Source organism: Micromonospora sp. NPDC047521, from assembly GCF_055587305.1.
On sequence record NZ_JBVJGN010000007.1, the window covers coordinates 142,393 to 161,555 of the forward strand.

The 19,163-nt window shown below is 71.5% G+C and carries 19 protein-coding genes; 4 read left to right on the forward strand and 15 right to left on the reverse strand.

Annotated elements, in window-relative coordinates:
* Positions 1-154: 154 nt before the first annotated feature.
* The 10 genes from ACZ6N8_RS17680 to ACZ6N8_RS17725 all read right to left on the reverse strand — a co-directional run bounded on the left by ACZ6N8_RS17680 (position 155) and on the right by ACZ6N8_RS17725 (position 10,095).
* On the reverse strand, positions 155-724 hold the full coding sequence (locus ACZ6N8_RS17680) for a hypothetical protein (RefSeq protein ID WP_466011105.1): 570 nt from the start codon (positions 722-724) through the stop codon (positions 155-157).
* A gap of 160 nt (positions 725-884) precedes the next feature.
* Positions 885-2,678: a DUF8189 domain-containing protein gene (locus tag ACZ6N8_RS17685; RefSeq protein WP_466011106.1), complete on the reverse strand. Its 1,794-nt coding sequence runs from the start codon at positions 2,676-2,678 to the stop codon at positions 885-887.
* A 432-nt stretch (positions 2,679-3,110) separates the two neighbouring features.
* Entirely contained in the window at positions 3,111-3,239 is a 129-nt protein-coding gene (locus tag ACZ6N8_RS17690) for a hypothetical protein (protein ID WP_466011107.1), read from the reverse strand.
* Positions 3,240-3,253: 14 nt separating this feature from the next.
* Positions 3,254-4,057: a sugar phosphate isomerase/epimerase family protein gene (locus ACZ6N8_RS17695; protein ID WP_466011108.1), complete on the reverse strand. Its 804-nt coding sequence runs from the start codon at positions 4,055-4,057 to the stop codon at positions 3,254-3,256.
* 56 nt (positions 4,058-4,113) lie between these two features.
* The gene (locus ACZ6N8_RS17700) at positions 4,114-5,268 is read right to left on the reverse strand and encodes a dihydrodipicolinate synthase family protein (protein WP_466011110.1); all 1,155 of its coding nucleotides are present in this window, start codon (positions 5,266-5,268) and stop codon (positions 4,114-4,116) included.
* Complete coding sequence (locus ACZ6N8_RS17705; protein ID WP_466011112.1) at positions 5,265-6,416, reverse strand: Gfo/Idh/MocA family protein; 1,152 nt, start codon at positions 6,414-6,416, stop codon at positions 5,265-5,267. Before ACZ6N8_RS17705 ends, ACZ6N8_RS17700 begins: the two co-directional genes overlap by 4 nt.
* 41 nt (positions 6,417-6,457) lie before the next feature.
* The gene (locus tag ACZ6N8_RS17710; protein ID WP_466011406.1) at positions 6,458-7,213 is read right to left on the reverse strand and encodes an ABC transporter ATP-binding protein; all 756 of its coding nucleotides are present in this window, start codon (positions 7,211-7,213) and stop codon (positions 6,458-6,460) included.
* 43 nt (positions 7,214-7,256) lie between these two features.
* Positions 7,257-8,261 carry an ABC transporter substrate-binding protein gene (locus ACZ6N8_RS17715; protein ID WP_466011114.1) on the reverse strand — a complete coding sequence of 335 codons (1,005 nt, stop codon included), beginning with the start codon at positions 8,259-8,261 and terminating at the stop codon, positions 7,257-7,259.
* Positions 8,262-8,284: 23 nt separating this feature from the next.
* Positions 8,285-9,205, reverse strand: coding sequence for an ABC transporter permease (locus ACZ6N8_RS17720; protein ID WP_466011116.1), 921 nt, complete (start codon positions 9,203-9,205; stop codon positions 8,285-8,287).
* A gap of 149 nt (positions 9,206-9,354) precedes the next feature.
* The gene (locus ACZ6N8_RS17725) at positions 9,355-10,095 is read right to left on the reverse strand and encodes a cupin domain-containing protein (RefSeq protein ID WP_466011118.1); all 741 of its coding nucleotides are present in this window, start codon (positions 10,093-10,095) and stop codon (positions 9,355-9,357) included.
* Positions 10,096-10,187: 92 nt separating this feature from the next.
* Between ACZ6N8_RS17725 and ACZ6N8_RS17730 the strand changes: the two genes are divergently transcribed.
* Together ACZ6N8_RS17730 and ACZ6N8_RS17735 are read left to right on the forward strand one after the other, a co-directional pair.
* Positions 10,188-11,252, forward strand: coding sequence for a LacI family DNA-binding transcriptional regulator (locus tag ACZ6N8_RS17730; protein ID WP_466011120.1), 1,065 nt, complete (start codon positions 10,188-10,190; stop codon positions 11,250-11,252).
* Complete coding sequence (locus ACZ6N8_RS17735; protein WP_466011122.1) at positions 11,249-12,262, forward strand: phosphotransferase family protein; 1,014 nt, start codon at positions 11,249-11,251, stop codon at positions 12,260-12,262. Before ACZ6N8_RS17730 ends, ACZ6N8_RS17735 begins: the two co-directional genes overlap by 4 nt.
* Positions 12,263-12,313: 51 nt before the next feature.
* Here the strand turns inward: ACZ6N8_RS17735 and ACZ6N8_RS17740 are convergent, their stop codons facing one another.
* Positions 12,314-12,976, reverse strand: coding sequence for a fasciclin domain-containing protein (locus tag ACZ6N8_RS17740; RefSeq protein ID WP_364364264.1), 663 nt, complete (start codon positions 12,974-12,976; stop codon positions 12,314-12,316).
* 133 nt (positions 12,977-13,109) lie between these two features.
* On the opposite strand from ACZ6N8_RS17740, the gene ACZ6N8_RS17745 reads away from it, so the two are divergent.
* Positions 13,110-13,595, forward strand: a complete 486-nt coding sequence (locus tag ACZ6N8_RS17745; RefSeq protein WP_466011124.1) for a GNAT family N-acetyltransferase — start codon at positions 13,110-13,112, stop codon at positions 13,593-13,595.
* Between the two features lie 12 nt (positions 13,596-13,607).
* On the opposite strand, the gene ACZ6N8_RS17750 is transcribed toward ACZ6N8_RS17745, so the two are convergent.
* Both ACZ6N8_RS17750 and ACZ6N8_RS17755 read right to left on the reverse strand, forming a co-directional pair.
* Positions 13,608-14,894, reverse strand: coding sequence for an MFS transporter (locus ACZ6N8_RS17750; RefSeq protein ID WP_466011126.1), 1,287 nt, complete (start codon positions 14,892-14,894; stop codon positions 13,608-13,610).
* 97 nt (positions 14,895-14,991) lie between these two features.
* Positions 14,992-15,552: an NADPH-dependent FMN reductase gene (locus ACZ6N8_RS17755; protein WP_466011128.1), complete on the reverse strand. Its 561-nt coding sequence runs from the start codon at positions 15,550-15,552 to the stop codon at positions 14,992-14,994.
* A 138-nt stretch (positions 15,553-15,690) separates the two neighbouring features.
* Between ACZ6N8_RS17755 and ACZ6N8_RS17760 the strand changes: the two genes are divergently transcribed.
* Positions 15,691-16,155: a MarR family winged helix-turn-helix transcriptional regulator gene (locus ACZ6N8_RS17760; protein WP_466011129.1), complete on the forward strand. Its 465-nt coding sequence runs from the start codon at positions 15,691-15,693 to the stop codon at positions 16,153-16,155.
* Positions 16,156-16,177: 22 nt separating this feature from the next.
* Here ACZ6N8_RS17760 and ACZ6N8_RS17765 read toward each other — a convergent pair whose 3' ends face one another.
* A complete protein-coding gene (locus ACZ6N8_RS17765; protein WP_466011130.1) occupies positions 16,178-18,511 on the reverse strand; it encodes a beta-L-arabinofuranosidase domain-containing protein in 2,334 nt (777 codons plus the stop codon).
* Positions 18,512-18,668: 157 nt separating this feature from the next.
* On the reverse strand, positions 18,669-19,157 hold the full coding sequence (locus ACZ6N8_RS17770) for an anthrone oxygenase family protein (protein WP_466011132.1): 489 nt from the start codon (positions 19,155-19,157) through the stop codon (positions 18,669-18,671).
* Positions 19,158-19,163 lie beyond the last annotated feature (6 nt).

Sequence of the window (19,163 nt, forward strand, 5' to 3'; positions counted from 1 at the left end):
GGGAGCGCTCCCCCACCTAAGCCGTCGACGGTTAATCGACGATTTGCGCGGTGTTACGGATCGCTGGTGCACATAAGATCACGATGTGTCAGCCGCGCCTAGATCACTTTCTTCCGGCGCGGCCGGAGCAGGGCGTACGCCCCGGTGAGGCCCGTCAGGCCTGGAAGTCGACGAGCAGTTGATCACCCTTCTCGGTCACCCGGAACTTCACCGGCCGGGCGAGTCCGAACTGGACGAAGCACATGCCCTCGGCGTGCCAGACCGCGGTGTTGAGCACCAAGGGGTCCCGCTGCGGCACAGGCCGCTGCCCAAGGATGGTGTCGCTGCGCCCGACCTCCAGGTGCACGGTGTACGGCGCGTCGACGATCGGACGCCGCAGCTGCGGGTCAGGGTCGGCCAGCACTGTGTAGAAGCGCAGCGACGCCAGCGCGGCAGGGGTGGCCGTCGCCGGACCGGGCAGGGCGAAGTCAAGGACCGACCGGACGTAGCCGGCGCCACGGTTGTCCGCCAGACGGATGCCCTGCAGGCGCGGCATCGGCTGGGCCGCCTGCCGCTGCGTGTCAGGGGTCGGGTGCCGGATCTCGGCGCGCCGGACGAAGACCCCGGCCCGACCGAAGGCGCCGGGCGTCGAGGCGGATTCCGGTGCGGCAGCCGTGGAGGCCGGGCCGGCGGGCTCCGCAGGCGTCGGCTCCCGCAGTGGGATCTTCCATCCGACACCGGTCACGGCAGACGTCAGAACGAAGCTGCGACGACGCATTGTGCGTTTCCCCCGTGCGAATCGTGCCCGTGCGCCGGGCGGTCGATGGCATCCCCGGAGCGGGCGCTCCGGAGTTCTTGCAGTACGTGGGTCCCGACGCCGGCCCCGCTGGCCGGATGCCGGGGACCTACGCGGGAAGCGGTTGCCAGGGATCGAACGTGCGCCCGCCGACGCTGTCCTGGCGGCTGGCGTTGACCAGGCCGTCCGCACCGATACGGAAGACGGTGATCAGGCCGGCGGCGTCCACCGCGGCGGCGAAGTCGATGGTCGGACCGTCCAGCGGGGTCCACGCGTCGTCGTACGGGCCGCCCGGAGTCGACTCCATGTTCACGCTCACCGCCGTGTCCGAGCCCAGCGCGAAGAGGGTGACAGGCGCGTTCCGGTCGGACCGGTTGCTGACGATCGCTACCTCACCCGTTCCCGTCGGGCCGGTCACGATCGTCGGCGTCGCGTCGAACGTGCCGCCGGACGACACCTGGCGGAAGACCGCCACCTCCGCGCTGTTCTCCTGTCGGTAGGCCAACCGCAGGAGGTTGTCCGCTCCGATCGCCACCTGGGGCGCGCTCGCGGGAGCGGGGGTCGGGAGCGTGTTGAGGGCGAAAGCTCCGTTGGGCTGGGTCTGCGCCCAGTGCAGGACCCCGGTCCTGGTGGCGGCGAACACCTCGATCCGGCCGCTCGGATTGAGAATCGCGGCGATGGCGTCCTGCGCGTCCGACCCCCGCAGATCGGTCCAGCCGCCCCAGCTGCCGTTGGCGCTGCTCTGGGCCTTGGCGCTGAGCCCTCCACCGCCGTTCTTCACGAAGATCTGCATCCGGCCGTCCGCGTTCCGACACGCCGTCGGGACGCCGATCTGGTCGGCGTTGCTCAGTCCCGCGTTGGGGCTGCCGAAGTCCACCCACGACGTGAGCCAGCCGCCGTTCGGCTGGGTCTGGAAGGTGGTGACGATGTGGTGGTCCGAGAGGCGGCGGGCGAAGATCTCCAGGCGGCCGTCGGCGTTGTTGCCGACGGCCAGGGTCGGCGCGAGCGGACCGCCGGCCCCGGCCATGGCGAGTGGCGCCGACCATCCGCCGGTCACGGTCTGCCACTGGGTGTGGACGACCCCGTTGCGGACGACGAAGGTCTGGAGCCGTCCGTCCGCGTTGTGACCGACCCAGGTGGTCCCGCGGGCCCACCTGCGGTACGCCCGGGCCGGCCAGTTGTTCGGCGCGTACTTCACGTCGTAGTTCGCGTACAGGCTGAGCGTGGCGGTCTTGTCGGCGACCGTGGCGGCCGACAGGTTGGCCACGGACTGGCTGATCTCGTAGTCCCGGTAGCTGACCTGGATCGCCTTACTCGACGACGACGTGGCCGCATCGGTGATGAAGCGGACCGTCGCGCGGTGGTCGGGGTGTTCCTGCGGGCCGTACCGGACATCGGGGTCGAGGTCCTGGAACCGCAGCACCGTCGGCTGGTACGTCGCGAGCAGGCCGCTGAGCACGGCCACCACGTCGGCTCGCTTGTAGGAGAACGACGTGGTCACCACCCCGGTCTCCGGAATGACGGACGTGTCGGTAGTCCCGCTGTAGATGTTGGCCAGTTGGCCGTCGTGCAGGTTGAGAAACACAAGCGCCACGTCGGGGCGGGCGGTCAACCGGTAGCGCTCCACCTGCCTACCCGCGATCGTGAGCAGGTCCCCCCGCCAGTCGGCCTGACCCGGGGCGATGGTCGTCACTCCGGCCATGCGGGCGTAGGCGTCCTGGACCCCCCGCTGCCGGTTGCGGGTCCGCTGCGCGTCGGTGGTGCCGGTGCCGGTGAGGTTGCCGGCGCTCAGGTACACGGTGACGCTGGGAACGCCGGCCGCGATGCTCGCGCTCACGTCGGGGTTCATGAACAGCAGGTCGTCGTCCTCGTGCGCGACAACCTGCATGATCAGACTTGGCATGGCGATCTGTCTGCGCCTTTCCGGGCTAGCGCACGGCGAATCAGGGCACTGCCACAGGTGGCGGTGCCCGATCCGGGTCTGGAAGGGCGGCCAGCATTGCATGATCGTTCTGGGCCGCGCTACCCCGCTTTCCGGTGTCTGGCGTGCCCGGCACGGCCGTCGGCGCGATCCGTCCGGAGCCCCTGTCGGCGCAGGTCATCGGGCGAGCGGAGGCGGCACGGCGGCACGGCGTGACTGATCGCCGGGCACGACGTGGTCCCACCTCGGGGTTCGTGATCGGAGATATCGACGCGGGTTGCTCGATGGAGGCAGCGCGGCGCGGGCCGGTGGCGCGGGCGGCAGAGACGGCGGCGGCGACCGGCTGGTCCAGGCTCGAGCCACCTCGACATACACGTGTGACCGGACGGTCGTCCGACCTGATCCGAAAGGTTTTCAGGGTTGGGCGATGGTCGTAGGCGTCAGCCAGGGCAGCACGAGCCCGTCGAACCGCTCCACCGCCAGACCGGCGCCGGCCCGGTCCAGCCCGGCGCGGGCGTCAACTCCGCGCGCCGCCCGGCCCACCGTCGGGCTGTCGCTCAGACAACGTGGCGCAGGTAGCCGGCGATCGCCGCGTCCAGCACCTCCGCGCCCGGACGCGCCCACACCTCGGCGGAGAACACCTCCACCTCGATCGGCCCGGCGTAACCGGCCGCGTCCACCGCCTCGCGCAGCCGGCGCAACTCGATGCACCCCTCGCCGGGCAGCGCCCGACCGAGCAGCACCCCCTCCGGCAGTGGGGTGACCCAGTCGCAGACCTGGAACGCGGCGATGCGCGCGCCGGCCCGGGCGATCTGCGCGTACACCATGTCGTCCCACCAGACGTGGTACGCGTCGACGACCACGCCGACCACCGCCGGGTCGAACCGCTCGGCGATGTCCAACGCCTGGCCGAGGGTCGCGATGACGCAGCGGTCGGCGGCGAACATCGGGTGCAGGGGCTCGATGGCCAGTCGTACGCCGGCCGCCGCCGCGTGGGGGGCCAACTCGCCTATCGCGTCGGCGACCCGACGTCGGGCGCCGTCGACGTCCCGGCTGCCGGCCGGCAGCCCGCCGGAGACCAGCACCAGCTCCGGGGCGCCCAGGGTGGCCGCCTCCTCGACGGCCCGCAGGTTCTCCGCACGCCAGCCGTCGCCGGAGAAGAAGCCGCCCCGGCACAGCGAGGTGACGGTGAGGCCGGCGTCGCGGACCAGCTTCGCCGAGCGGGCCAGCCCGTACTGGGCCACCGGCTCCCGCCACAGGCCGATGCCCGGCACACCTGCCGTCACGCAGCCTGCCACCACCTCGGGCAGCGGCCAGCGCTGGGCGGTGGCCTGGTTGAACGAGAACCGCGCGAGGCTCACTGGGCTGGTCTTCGCTCGCGACTGCGGGGCTCGCAAACCCGGCTCACTCCTCGCGTTCACTGGGCCACTCCCGCCACCGTGAACAAGGCTCGGGCGCGGGCGGCGGCCAGCTCGGCGTCGGGCAGCAACCCGGCCGCGTCGGCAAGGGTGAGCAGGGTGGCGAGGTGCGCCGGAGACCGGCCGGACTGCGCGCCGCCGACCATGGTGAAGTGGTCCTGGTGCCCGGCCAGCCAGGCCAGGAACACGATCCCCGTCTTGTAGTGCCAGGTCGGCGCCGCGAACAGGTGCCGCGCCAGCGGCACGGTGGGCGCGAAGATCTCGTCGTACGCCGCCACGTCACCCCGGTCCAGGGCGGCCAGCGCGGCGGCGGCGGCAGGCGCGATGGCCGCGAACACCCCGAGCAGCGCGTCGGAGTGGCCCACCTCGTCGCCCCGGATCAGCTCCGGGTAGTGGAAGTCGTCACCTGTGTAGAGCCGCACCCCGGCCGGCAGGCGACGGCGCAACGCGACCTCCCGGTCGGCGTCCAGCAGCGACACCTTGATGCCGTCGACCCGTGACTGGTGCGCCTTGATCAGCTCGACCACCGTGTCGGCGGCCAGGTCCAGGTCGACCGCGCCCCAGTAGCCGGTGAGCGCCGGGTCGAACATCGGACCCAGCCAGTGCAGCACCACAGGTTCGTCGGCGGCGCTCAGCAGCTCGTCGTACACCCGCAGGTAGTCCTCCGGGCCGCGCGCCGCGGCGGCCAGGTGCCGGCTGCACATGAGCACCGGCCGGGCGCCTGCCCCGCCCACGTCGTCGAGCTGTTCGGCGTACGCCGCCGTCACCGCGGCAAGGGTTGCCGGGCCGGCCGGCAGCTGGTCGGTGCCGACGCCGGCGACGATCCGGCCGCCCACCGCGCGGGCCTCGGCGGCGCTGCGCCCGATCAGCTCCCGGGTCGCCGAATAGTCCAGCCCCATCCCCCGCTGGGCGGTGTCCATCGCCTCGGCGACCCCCAGCCCGTACGACCACAGGTGTCGGCGGAACGCGAGCGTGGTGTCCCAGTCCACGGCCGCCGGGGCGCCCGGCACGTTCTCGGCGCCCGGGTCGGCGACCACGTGCGCGGCGGCGTACGCGACGCGACCGGTCGCGGGTGTCGACGGCCTGGCGAACCCACCGCCCCCGGTCAGCAGGTGACGCCGCCCTCCGGGCAGTACGACCTCGGCGGCGCTCACGCCCGCAGCTCCGGCACCTCGACGCGGACGCCGTCGCGGGCCGCGCGCAGCCCCAGTTCGGCGAGCTGCACGCCGCGCGCGCCGGCCAGGAAGTCCCACCGGAACGGCTCGCCGGCCACCACGTGCCGCAGGAACGCCTCCCACTGCACCTTGAAGCCGTTGTCGAACTCCTCGTTGTCGGGCACCTCGGCCCACTGGGCGCGGAAGTCCTCGGTGGCCGGCAGGTCCGGGTTCCAGACCGGCTTCGGGGTGACCGCCCGGTGCTGCACCCGGCAGTTGCGCAGGCCAGCGATCGCGCTGCCCTCCGTGCCGTCGACCTGGAACTCCACAAGCTCGTCGCGGTACACCCGCACCGTCCAGGACGAGTTGATCTGCGCGATCACCCCGCCGTCGAGTTCGAAGACGGCGTACGCGGCGTCGTCGGCGGTGGCCGCGTACGTGCTGCCGGCCTCGTCCACCCGCTCGGGCACGTGCGTGGCGATGACACAGGACACGGCGTTCACCCGGCCGAACAGCTCCTCCAGCACGTAGTGCCAGTGCGGGAACATGTCCACCACGATCCCGCCGCCGTCCTCGGCCCGGTAGTTCCACGACGGACGCTGCGCCGGCTGCCAGTCGCCCTCGAAGACCCAGTAGCCGAACTCGCCGCGCACCGACAGGATCTGGCCGAAGAAGCCCCCGTCGACGAGCCGCTTGAGCTTGCGCAGCCCCGGCAGGAAGAGCTTGTCCTGCACGACCCCGGTGCGGACGCCCGCCGCGTCGGCGGCCCGGGCGAGGTCGAGCGCGGCGGCCGTGTCCTCGGCGAGGGGCTTCTCCGTGTAGATGTGCTTGCCGGCCTCGATGGCCTGCCGGATGGCCTTCTCCCGCTGCTGGGTGACCTGGGCGTCGAAGTAGATCTCGACGTCGTCGCGGGCCAGCGCCGACGTCAGGTCGGTGGTCCAGTCGGTCAGGCCGTGCCGCTCGGCCAGCTCGCGGAGCTTCGTCTCGTTGCGCCCGACCAGGACCGGTTCCGGCCAGATGGTCGTGCCGTCGGTCAGCGTCACGCCGCCGGACTCGCGGATGGCCAGCAGCGAGCGTACGAGGTGCTGCCGGTAACCCATCCTTCCGGTCACGCCGTTGACGATGATGCCGATCGACCTGCGGGTCATGGTGTTCCTTCCGTCGTGCTGGTCGTGCCGATCCCGCGTCCTCAGTGGTTGGCGGCCGCGCTGCCGAGCAACAGGCGCAGGTCGGTGGCGAGTCGGTCGAAGCGGGGATCCGACATCACCTGCGCGTAGTCGCGGTGCGTCGGCAGCTCGACCGCAAAGGTGCGGATGATCCGGCCGGGCCGGGCGCTCATGACCACGACCCGGGTGCCGAGGAAGACCGCCTCGGCGATGGAGTGGGTCACCAGCACCACTGTGGTGCCGGTCTCCCGCCAGATCCGGTGCAGCTCGGCGTTCATCTGCTCCCTGGTCAGCGCGTCCAGGGCGCCGAACGGCTCGTCCATGAGCAGCACCGGCGGGGCGTGCAGCAGGGCGCGGCAGAGGGCCACGCGCTGCTGCATGCCACCGGACAGCTCGTGCGGCAACGCCTTCTCGAACCCGGTCAGGCCGGTCATCTCGATCAGCTCGTCCGCCCGGCGGGCCGCCTGCGTCCGGTCCATGCCGCGCATCTCGGCCTGGAGCAGGATGTTGGCCCGCGCGCCGCGCCACTCCAGTAGCGCCGCCTTCTGAAAGACGAAGCCGATGTCCTTCTGCGGGCCGCGTACCGGACGCTCCAGTAACGACACCTCGCCGCTTGTCGGCGTGACGAGACCGGCGACGATCTTCAGCAGGGTGGACTTCCCGCAGCCGGACGGACCGACGATGGTGACGAACTCTCCCGGCTCGATGTCCAGCGACACGTCGTCCAGGGCTGTGGTCTGGGACCGTCGGGAGCTGAAGCGGACGGTCACTCCGGCCATCCCGATGGCGGTGCCGGCGCGCGCCGGCGCGGCGGTCACCGGGTCACCCCTGCGCCGCGTAGGAGGCGTCCCAGTACGCGTCGGGCGCCCCCGGGTTCTTCAGCTCGGCGTAGCGGGACATCAGGTCGATGGTCTCGCTCCACTGGGCTTCGGTGTTCACCCCGGGCGGGCCGTCCGCGCCGATCAGCGGCAGGTTGAGGGCGAGCTGCTTGGTCAGCACCTCGGGGGCGGGCTCGTTCTCGGCCAGCGCCGTCATCGCGCTCACCGCGCCGGCCGGGTCGCGGGCGGCGTCGGCCCACGACTTCTGGGTGGCCCGGACGAACTTGCGGGCCAGCTCCGGATCCTTCTGGAGGGTCTGGGTGTTGGCGACGAGGCCGGTGCCGAGCAGGTTCATCCCGTAGTCGGCGAAGAGCAGCACGTCGACCTTCTTGCCGGTCTTGCTCTCGATCGTCGGCGCCTGGTCGTGGAAGAAGCCCATGATCGCGTCGACCCTGCCCTCGGCCAGTGCGGCGATCTTGCCGGCGGCGTCCACGTTGACGACCTTGACGTCGTCCTTCTTGAGGCCGTTCTTCTCCAGCCACGCCGGGAAGGTCGCGTAGAGGGCGTCGCCCGGTGTGCCGCCGACGGTCTTGCCCCTGAGGTCGGCCGGGGTGGTGATGTTCTCCTCGGTGAAGAACTCCACGGAGGACGGGCCCTTCTCCAGGTACGCGCCGAGGCTGCGCACCGGCATGCCGCTGGCCACCGACTTGAGCAGCACCGGGCTGTCCGCCCAGCCGAAGTCGGTCTGCTTCTGGGCGACCTGCTTGACCGTGTTGCCCGAGCCGTTGCCGGGCAGGATCTTCAGGTCGATGCCCTCGGCGGAGTAGTAGCCCTTCTGCAGGCCGTAGTAGAAGGGCGCGTGCTCGCCGTACGGCACCCAGTTGAGGGTGAGGGTGACCTGCCTGCTGCCGTCGGCGTTGGTGTCGCCGGCGGAGTCGCCCCCGCCACAGCCGGTGGTGGCGAGGAGCAGTGCGGCGGTGGCCAGGATGGTGGTGGCGGTGCGTTTCATCGGTGCCTCCGTGATGGGGTCGGTCAGGAGGTGGTAAGCGGTACGCCGGCGCGACGGCTGGCGTGCCACGGGATGAGCAGGGCCTCGGCGACCTCGACGAGGACGAACAGGACGATGCCGATGGCGGACATCAGGATCAGGTCGGCGAACAGCAGCGCGGCGTCGAGGTTGCCGTTGGCCAGCAGCAGGACGTAGCCGAGCCCTTCGCTGGCGCCGACGAACTCGCCGACGACCGCGCCCACCACCGCGAGGGTGACTGCCACCTTGAGGCCGGCCATCAGGTGCGGCAGCGCGTTCGGGAATCGGATCTTGCGGAACGTCCGCCAGCGGCCGGCCCCCATCGTGGCGGCGAGGTCGAGCAGCTCCGGGTCGGTGGAGCGCAGGCCGGCCACGCCGGAGATGACCACCGGGAAGAACGCGATGAGGACCGCCAGGATGACCTTCGGGGTGAGGCCGAGACCGAACCAGACCACGAGCAGCGGGGCGATGGCGATCTTCGGAATGACCTGTGCGAACAGGACGATCGGGTAGAGCGCCTTGTCCAGGGTGCGTGAGTAGGCGATGCCGACCGCGGCGGCCAGCCCCAGCGCGGCGGCCAGGACGAAGCCGAGCACCGTCTCGTAGAGGGTGACGAGGGTGTGGCGGGCCAACTCTGACCACTGCCCGGTCATCGTGGTCCAGACCTGGCCGGGGGTGGGCACCAGGTAGTTGGGCACGTACTCCCGGGCGGCGACGAACCACCAGGCGACGAACAGCGCGACGAGTACCAGCGCCGGACGCCAGAGGGAGTCGGCCACGGCCGCCGCGCGACGGCCCAGCGTGGGTCGCGGTGGGCGGCCTCCACCTCCGGGCGCGGGACCGGCCACCGTGGACGACGCAGCGTCGCCGGTGGCCGCCGTGGCGGTGGCCCGCGGGTCCGCCGTGTGCAGAGCGTTCTCGGTCACACGGAACCTCCTCGGAGTTCGGCACCCGTGGGCCGGGCCGATCGGCGATCAGGCAAACGCTTTCCTGGAGCGTAGGCGGCGCCCGAAAAGCAGGCAAGGCCTTTCCTCGATGTGTTTGCGCCGCCGGCGCGACAGTCCCTGCGGGACGGTCAGCCGGTCGCCGGGTACGCGTCCAGCAGACCGCACATGCCCAGCCGGCCCCGCTCGACCGGCTCCCCCACCGCGTACACCCGGGCGTCGCCCAGGTGACGGGCGTCGCCCCGCTCCAGCGCGTCGAGCTGCTCGCCGGTGCCGGCGGCGGCCCGGCCGGCGCCGGCCGCCCACCGCCGCCGCCAGTCGGCCACCAGCGGTCGCCGCAACGCCAGCGCGGCGTCGTGAAACGCGGCGAGCGCCGCCGGGCCACCGGCCCGCAGCGCCTGGAAGCCGGTCACGGCCAGATCCCGCCGGCGGTACGCGGCCCGCACGTCGACCCCCGGCGCTCCCCCGTCGGGCAGCGCCACAGCGGCGGCGTACGCGTCCGGGTCGGCCAGCACCTCGGGCGGGAAGGTGAGCACGGCGTCGCCGGCCTCGGGCAGGCCGCTGTTCTGCATGAGCACCACTATGGTCAGCCCGCCGCCGTTGACCAGGCGGTGCACGGTGCCCGGCCGGAACCAGACCACCGCGCCCGGCCGCAACGGCGTCTCCCGGTAGCCGTCGGCGGTCAACGTCTGCACCGCGCCCTCGCCGTCGGTCACCACGTACCCCTCGGTGCAGCACAGGTGCACGTGCGGGGTGCCACCGACCACGCCGTCCGGCGCTACCGCGTCGTAGACCCGCAGCCGGGACACCCCGATGCCGCCGGGCAGCACGGCGAGGGGATCGGGCTGGCGTACCGCGAAGCGATCGGACACGGCCGGGCCTCCCTGCGGGAAAGGGCTTTCACTGCGGTACCGTGACGCTAGCCGGCACGGCGAAAAGCCGTCAAGAGAACGAGGGGGCGGCCATGGCGACCCTGTCCGACGTGGCGCGACGCGCGGGTGTCTCACCCGCCACCGCCTCCCGCGTGATCAACGGCAGCAGCAAACCGGTCACCGACGAGCTGCGCGAACGGGTGCTGGCCGCCGTCGCCGAGTTGCAGTACGTGCCCAACGCGCACGCCCAACTGCTGGCCCGCTCGCACCGCAGCGCCGTCGGCGTGATCGTGCACGACGTCTCCGACCCGTACTTCGCCGAGATCACCCGTGGCCTGCAACGCGTCGCCACCGACCAGGGCCGGTTGCTGATGATCTGCAACAGCTACCGCGACCCCGACCGCGAACTGGAGTACGTGGAGCTGCTGCGCGGCCACCAGGTGGCGGCGCTGATCCTCGCCGGCTCCGGCTACCACGACGAGGCGTTCACCAGGCAGCTCAACGAGAAGCTCGCCGCGTACGAGGCGACAGGTGGGCGGGTCGCGGTGATCGGCCGGCACGAGCACTCCGGCGACGCGGTGATGCCCGACAACAGGACCGGCGGCTACCTGGCCGGCCGGGAGCTGTGCGAGCTGGGGCACCTGGCGATCGGCGTGGTCGCCGGCCCGCGCATCCTCACCACCACGACCGACCGGCTGGCCGGGCTCCGCCAGGCCCTCGGCGAACAGGGCCGGGACCTGCCCGAGCGGCGGATCCGGTACGCCGAGTTCGACCGCGACGGCGGCGCGGAGGCCACCGCCCGCCTCCTGGACGCCGACTCCGAGCTGACCGCGATCGTGGCGCTCAACGACTCGATGGCCATCGGCGCACTCGCCACCCTGCGGGCCCGGTCGCTGCCCGTGCCGCAGCGGGTCTCCGTGATCGGTTTCGACGACATGCCGATCGCTCGGGACGTCACCCCGCCGTTGACCACCGTGCGGCTGCCCCTTGTCGACATGGGGGTACGGGCGATGTCGCTGGTGCTCGGCGCGGAGACGCTGTCTCCCAGGGTCGAGGTGCTGCCCGCCGAGCTGGTCCGCCGGGACACCACGGGCCCCGCCGCCCGTCCGACGAGCAGGCCGGCGCCCCGGGCACGGCGGGCCGACACGGCGTCATGACAGTGGTCAGCCCGACCCAGCGTCCCCTCACGACCGACGACGTGGCGTACCTGGTCCGCGCATCGTTCGGCCCACGGTCCCGGGTCGTCGAGGCGGGCCCGCTCACCGGCGGCGGGTACGCCACCGTGTGGTGGGCCTCGCTCGACGACTGCCGTCGGGTGGTGCTCAAGGTGGCCCCACCTGGCGGAACTCCGCTGCTGCGCTACGAACGAGGGCTCTGCGCGGCCGAGTCCCGATACTTCCGGCTGGTCGCCGAGCGGGCGCCGCAGGTACCCGTACCCGCGGTGCTGCACCACGGCAGCGATCCGGCGTACGGCGAATGGCTTGTCACCGCGATGCTGCCCGGCCGGTCCCTGTACGAGTTGTCCGGGCACGGTGTCGACGACGGCCCGGCGCGGTACGACCTCGGGGTGGCCCTCGCCGCGCTGCACCGTGTCACTGGCGACCGGTTCGGCTACGACGGTGGGCGGGCCGGCGGGGCGACGTGGCGGGCGGCCTTCACCGCGATGCTCGACGAGTTGCTCGCCGACGCGGCCGACTGGAACGTCCGGTTGCCGGTCACCGGGGACAACCTGCACGCCCTGGTACGGCGGCACGCCGACGTGCTGGACGAGGTACGCCGACCGGCTCTGCTGCACTTCGACTGCTGGGACGGCAACGTGCTGGCCGAGCCCGGCGAGGGCGGCCGGTTGCGGCTGCGTGGCCTGGTCGACGGCGAACGGTACCTCTACGGGGACCCGCTGCTGGACCTGGTCTCGCCACGGCTGTTCCGCCGCGTCGAGGACGAGCCGGACCATCCCCTGCTGGAGGGTTACCGGGCCGCCAGCGCCGAACCGCTGGTCCTGGACGACTCGGCGCGGCGCCGCCTCGCGCTGTACCGGCTGCACCTGTACCTGCTGATGACCGTGGAGATGCCCAGCCGTGGCATGACCCCGGGCAGCCACCCCGGGCGTCATGAGCGGCTGGCGGCCCTGCTCGGCGAGGAGATCACCGCGCTCGGCCCGGTCTGACGATCGACGCGGGCGGCGCCCGGCGCGAGGCCGGACGCCGCCCGTCCCTGCTCAGGGCAGGTCGATCGGGCGCAGCACCCGGTCCACGGCGTGCGCGATCTGCCGGTTGCCCTTGTTGACGTCGAAGCTGACGACGCGGGCGTTGCGGTCGTTGGTGTCCGCGTCGACCAGCCGCACCTGCCGGAAGAAGAACAGGTACGTGCGCACGTCGACCTCGATGGTCGCGCCGAGCGCGGTGGTCAGGTCCGTGCCGTCGGCGCGGACCGCCGTGTTGCGGTCGATCGTGGCGCCCGGCACCACGTGGTAGAGCAGGACGTTCTCCACGGTGTCGATGCCCAGACCGGCGACCGCCGCGAACGCGGCGCTCTCACTCGGCAGCTTCGTGGAATCGGTGATCTCGCGTACCAACTGCTGGAAGGCTGCGTCGGTGGGGATGAACGCGGTAAGCGCGACGGTGCCGTCGGTCAGAACCTTGACCGGCGAGTTCGGCTTGGCCTCCAGCACGGCCAGCACGGCTGCGGTCAGCACGTCGAAGTCACGCGAGTTGCGGTCGAAGCCGCTGGTGTCCTTCGTGAGCACCTGGGCGAGGGACGTCGTGCCGAGCGGCTTGGCCTTACCGGTCGCCGAGGCGGCCGGCACGGCGACGGCCGTGGTGGCCAGCGCGGTGGCCATGGCGCCCACCGCCATCCTGGCGGCGAGTCGTGCGATCTTCATCAGCGGGCCTTTCGTCGAAGCGACGGATCCGTGACGTCTCGTCACGACCCATGCTTCGCACCGGGTACGCCCCACGGATGCACCTGCCGGAAACGGATTGTCCGAGCCTCGTGCGGGGCCCTAACCTCGCCCGGTGCTGATTCGGGAGTTCGTCGACCAGGACTGGGCGCAGGTGTGGCCGGTCATCCAGGAGGTGATCCGGGCACAGGAGACGTTCACCTACGACCCCGCGATGACCGCCGAGCAGTCGTACGCCATGTGGGTGGAGTCCCCGCCGGGTCGGACAGTCGTCGCGGTCGACGGCGGGCGGGTCCTGGGCACCGCGAAGATGGGCACCAACCGCCCCGGGCCCGGCGCGCACGTGTCCACCGCGAGTTTCATGGTGGCCGCCGACGCGCGCGGGCGGGGCGTGGGCACCGCGCTGTGCCGTGACGCGCTGGCCTGGGCCCGTGCGCGGGGGTACGCCGGCATGCAGTTCAACGCCGTGGCGCAGAGCAACCGGTCGGCGATCGACATCTACCGGCGCGAGGGCTTCGAGGTGGTCGGTACGGTGCCGGGGGCGTTCCGCCACCCCACCCTCGGCAGGGTCGGCCTGCACGTCATGTATCTGGAGTTCTGAGCGGGGCTCGTCTCAACCGGTCGAGCCGCCGGCCGGCGCGGGACGGAGCACCCGCTGGCCGCTGGCCGGCTCCGCACCGGCGCGGCGGATCGGTGTGAACAACCCACCGACAGCGACCAGCAGGCACCCGGCGCCCGCCGCGAGCATCACGGCCTGGACGCCGTACCTGCCGGCGGACCAGGTCAGCACCGCCGCGCCGGCCGGCCCCAGTGAGTAGTGCGTGCTCCAGAACGCCGAGGTGACCCGACCGAGCAGGTGGTCAGGGGTGATCTCCTGGCGCAGTGACATCGAGCAGATCCCGCCGATGCTGAGGCAGCACAGGTACACCGCGGTCAGCGCGGTGACCGCCGGGACGCTCGTCGCGACGCCCACGCCGGCCACCGCGAACCCGCAGATCGTGTGCGCGCTGATCCAGGTGACGCCGAAGCCGCGCCGGCGACGCAGTGGGGCCACCAGCAACGCGCCGGCCACCGTTCCCAGGGCCGCCACTCCGAGCACCGTGCCGACGGTGCCCTCGGAGCCGTCGAGGTCGTGCGTGACGTGATAGATCAACACGTCGGTGAAGCCGTAGGTGAGGAAGATGAACACCGAGAGCAGCACGGTCAGCGCCCGGAGCACGGGCTGCCGCCACAGGAACCGCGCCCCCGCCAGGAACTCGGCGAGCGGGCGCTGACGCGCGGCCGTGACGTCGTCGCCGACCTCGACGGACCGCAGTCGGATCAGCCACAGACCGGCCGCGGAGAGCGCGAAGCTTCCCGCGTTGACGGCGATGGCTGTCGCCGGGCCGAAGCGGGCCGACACCACACCGGCGAGCAGCGGCCCCAGGACGGCCATCGCCGCGTACGTCGCCTGCAACCGGCCGTTGGCCTCGGTGATCCGGTCGGAGTCGACGAGGTTGCGGACCGCCGTCACCGCGGCGACCTGGAACACCATGCCCGCCGCCTCGCAGATCGGCAGCACGACGAAGAGCAGCCACACCTGTGGGCCGGCGAGCCACGCCAGCGGCACCAGGGCGTACAGCACCAGCCGGGCCAGGTCCGCCGCGATCATCAGGGTGCGGCGGTCGTACCTGTCGACGAGCACCCCGCCGAAGATGCCTGCCACGACGGACGCGGCGCCCGCGACGGCGGTGAGCAGACCCATCCGCGCCACCGACCCGGTCGCCTGGAGCACCAGCAGCGGCACCGCCAGGTAGGCGAACGCGCCACCGGCCGCCGAGAGCGACTGCGCGACCCAGTACGTGCCGAAGGTGCGGTCCCGCCACAGCGATGGTCGGCCGGTGCCGGCAGGTCGGCTCATGGCGCCGAGGTTAGTACGCCGTCCCGCACCGCACCGCCCCCGACGGGCCGAGCCGGCCGCGGGAGAATTCCCGCGACCGGCTCCGGATCCGCTCGGGTCAGCGCTTGCGCAGCGGAGCGAGCGCGCCGCTCCAGGCGACCACCTGGTCGAGTGTGGTGTTCAACGCGTCCTCGTGGAACGTGTTGGGCTTGAAGACGCTGAAGTTCTCGAAGTCGGTGAAGAGCGACAGCGCGACCTGGGACCGCACGTCGGCCATCTGGAGCTCCCCGGCGATCAGGCGCAGGTGCTCGACGGCACGCGCCCCGCCCACCGAGCCGTAGCTGACGAACCCGACGGCCTTGTTGTTCCACTCGCCGTAGAGGAAGTCGATGGCGTTCTTCAGGGCGCCCGAGGTGGAGTGGTTGTACTCGGGGGTCACCATGATGAACCCGTCGTACGAGGCGATCGTCTCGGCCCACTTGAGCGTGTGCGGCTTGGTGTACTGGCCCATCGACGGCGGGTACGCCTCGTCGAGGTGCGGCAGCTGGTAGTCCAGCAGGTCGATCAGCTCGTACTCCGCGTCGGAGCGCTGCTTGGCGACCTCGAGGACCCAGCGGGCGACAGCCTCGCCGTTGCGCCCGGGGCGGGTGCTGCCGAGGATGATCCCGATCCTGGTCATGGTGGCGCCTTTCAGGAGTGGTTCTGGTGGACGCGCCGACGCTAGCGGGTGATTGCTTGGTCAAGCAAATAGCTGTGGTGTGGCTGTCCCCACACCGAGAGTGGGCATTTGACAGATCAAGCAACTACGCTGGGGCGCATGGCCAGCACTCCCCCAGAGCGTCCGAAACCGCTCACACCTGACGAAGAGGCACTGGTACGCGCCCTCGGCCAGGTGATGCACGTGCTGCCCCGCACGATCGACGGCGACATGATCGGTGACCGGCAACTGCCGCTCACCGAGTACATCGCCCTGATGAACCTCTCCGAGGCGCCGGACCGGCGGATGCGCATGCACGAACTGGCCGCGCTCTGCCACCTCTCGCTCAGCGGCATGACCCGCACGATCATCCGGCTGGAGAAGCAGGGCCTGGTGAAGCGGGAGCGGTGCGAGCAGGACGCCCGCGGCTGGAACGCCGTCCTCACCGACGCCGGATTCGCCCGCCTCGAGGAGTCCTGGCCCAGCCACCTGGCCGCCATCCGCAGGCGGTTCCTCGCGCACTTCGAGGGCTTCGACCTGGCTCAGCTGGCCCGCGCCTTCCGCAGCGCGGGGACGGTCAGCTGAGCCAGGCCGGAGCCGCCGCGCCCTAGGCGTTCGCCACGAGCCTCCACCTGTTGTCCGCGCTGCCGTTGTCCGGGTCCTGGACGGCCTGCGCGCCCCACGCGGTGGAGCCGTTCAGGATGCCGAGCAGCTTGCCGCTGTTGACGTTGCGGATCCGGTAGGTGCCGTCGCCGTTGTCGACAAGCGTCCACCTGTGGTCGGCGGTGCCGTTGTCCGCCCACTGCAGGACGCGGGCGTTGTCGGCGGTGGACATGTTCTCCACCCCGAGGACCTTCCCGCTGTTGACGTTGCGGAACCTGACCGCGGCGCCGTCGGTCACCACTACCCAGTTGTGGTCGGCGGTGCCGCTGTCCCCCCACTGCACGGCCAGCCCGCCGTCGGCGGTGGACATGTTCTGGATGCCGAGCACCAGGCCGGTGCCGACGTTGACCAGTCGGTGGCTGGCGCCACCGCTGCTGCCGCTGACACTCCAGTAGACGGTGTAGTTGTAGCCATGGGCGTCGTAGAACGGCGCGAGGTTCACCGTGGATCCGTTCGCCGTGGCGGTGAACGCCAATGTGCTGGTGCTGGTCCGGGCGACCGACGAGACGTTCAGCGACGGGAGCGCGCTGAGCGACGTGTTGCCGTAGTTGCCGCAGAGCACCGTCGGGCCGTACGTGACGGCGGCGACGCCGGGGTTGTCGTTGGCGGGGCGCGTGACGACGCGCATCGGCAGGCGCACAGTGATGGTGTCGCCGGACGCCCAGGTCCGGGTGATCGTGGCGTAGCTGCCCGGGGTCGTGGCGACGCTCTGCACGACGCCGTTGACGCTCACCGTCGCGCCGCTCGTCCACGCCGGGATGCGGACCCGGACACTCCACGAGCCGCTCATCGTGCCGGACAGGGTGAGGGTGCTGGTGTCGCTGACCGGGTAGCTGGTGCTCTGCGTGACAGTGATGCCGCGCTCCGACCAGGTCAGCACCGACGGCGCGAACAGGTTCACGGTCAGCGTGGTCCCGTTGCGGAAGTAGATGGAGTCCATCAACCTCGTGTTGATCTCCAGGCCGGTGCCCTGACAGCACCAGAACGAGTTGTAGTCCGTACTCCAGGTGCCGCCGCCCCAGGCCGGACCCACGCCCCGCCGCCCACCCGGGCGCAGCGGGGTGAAGTAGGTGATGTGACCGTGGCTGTCGGCCGGGTTCTGACCGCCGATCAGATGGTTGATCAGTGCGCGCTCGTAGAAGTCGAAGTAGTCGGTCCGGTTCGGGTCGAGCAGCCACAGCTCCCGGGTCAGCTTGAGCATGTTGTAGGTGTTGCACTGCTCGCAGGTGTCGTTGCTGAGGTACCCAGCGATGGCGTTGGGCGCCCGGAAGTGCTCGGCCTGACTGTTGCCGCCGATGACGTAGGTGTGCGCGCCCACGGTGATGTTCCACGCGTTGCTGGCGATGTCCCGGTAGCGGGTGGTCCCGGTGGCCTTGAACTCGCGGGCGGCGCCGATCCACTTGGGCACCTGGGTGTTGGCGTGCAGGCCGGAGAGCTGATCCTGGTTGGCCGCCAGGGGATTGAACACGGCGGCGTGGTCGAACCGCTGCGCGGTGGCGAGCCACCGGGCGTCGCCGGTCTGCTGGTAGATGTCGGTCAGCACGTCGTTCATGCCACCGAACTCAGTGCCCAGCATGGACTGCATCTGGCTGGAACTCAGTCGGGACGTGCGGGTGTCCACCCAGCCGGCGAGCCGCAGGAGCACGTCGCGAGCCTGCGTGCTGCCGGTGTGACGCCAGACGTCGAGCAGCCCGGCGAGGGTCTTGTGGATGCAGTAGTACGGCACGTTGCCGTTTGACAGCGTCCGCGCCTCGAGCGCGGTGAAGTCGGACTCCGGGAAGCCGGAGAGGTAGCCGGTGCCGAACCCGGCCGCCGCGTTGTTGGCCTGGCACTTGGCCAGCTCGGCCACCATGTAGTTCGCCTTGTCCCGGCAGGTGGTGTCACCCAGCACCGCGTACCCGTACGCCCAGGCGCTCAGGAAGTGCCCCTGCATGTGGGTCCGGAACGGAAAGTTCGGCGCGTCCCAGCCTCCGTTGGTGGCGGCGCCGTTCGTGGACAGCCGGTGGTTGGCCCGGAAGTTGTAGAGCAGCCGGTCGACGTCGACGAAGCGCAGGTAGCTGAGGGTCCGACTCTGGTTGTCCATCCACCGACCGGCGGTCAGCCGTACCTCACCCGGGTCGAAGGGGTATGCCGAGACACCGATGTCCGCGCGGACCGGCGGAACCACGGCCGCCGAGGCCGGGCTCGGGCCGAGCACCGTCGCTCCGGTCGCGGACATGACTGCGGTGGCGCCGGCGGCTTGCAGCACACGGCGCCGGCTGATGGGCAGGGGGGACATGGAACCTCCACGGGCAGCACAGCCGGGCGAGGCGGGCTCGGCGGGACGGTTCGACGGAACGTTAGCGTTCACATCGTGTCCGGCATGTTACGGCCAGAGACCCCAGGCATTCAAGGTGGTGATTTCGCCGAGTCGATGTTATCGATAACAGCGCACCTCAGTGCGACTGTCGGCCGGCCTCCACAAACGCCCAGGCGAGCAGCCCGAACGCGCCCGTCGAGGCGACGGCGCGCACGACGTTGGCGCGTACCCACCGTCGCTCGAAGCCGGCCCGCGCCGCGGCCGGGTCGGCGTCGCCGGCCCGGGCCAGCGCGTTGTTCAGCGGCACGTTGACGATCGCGGTGACACCGAGGACCACCAGGTACGACACCAGCCCGGCCACGATCCACGGCAGCACCGCCCGACGCCCGCCACCCAGGTGCAGCGCCGCCGCCAGCAGGGTGAACGCCAGCGCGCCGCCGAAGCAGAGCGCGAACCATCCGTTGAGGATGGACTCGTTGATCCGCCGCATGGCGAGCACGAGTGTCCGGTCGTCGGTGCGACCGAGACCGGGCATCACCGCGTAGGCGAACGCGGCGAACAGGCCGGCGGTCAGGCCGGTGGTCAGGGTGGCGGCGAACAGACTCGCGGTACGGAGGAAACCCATACCCCC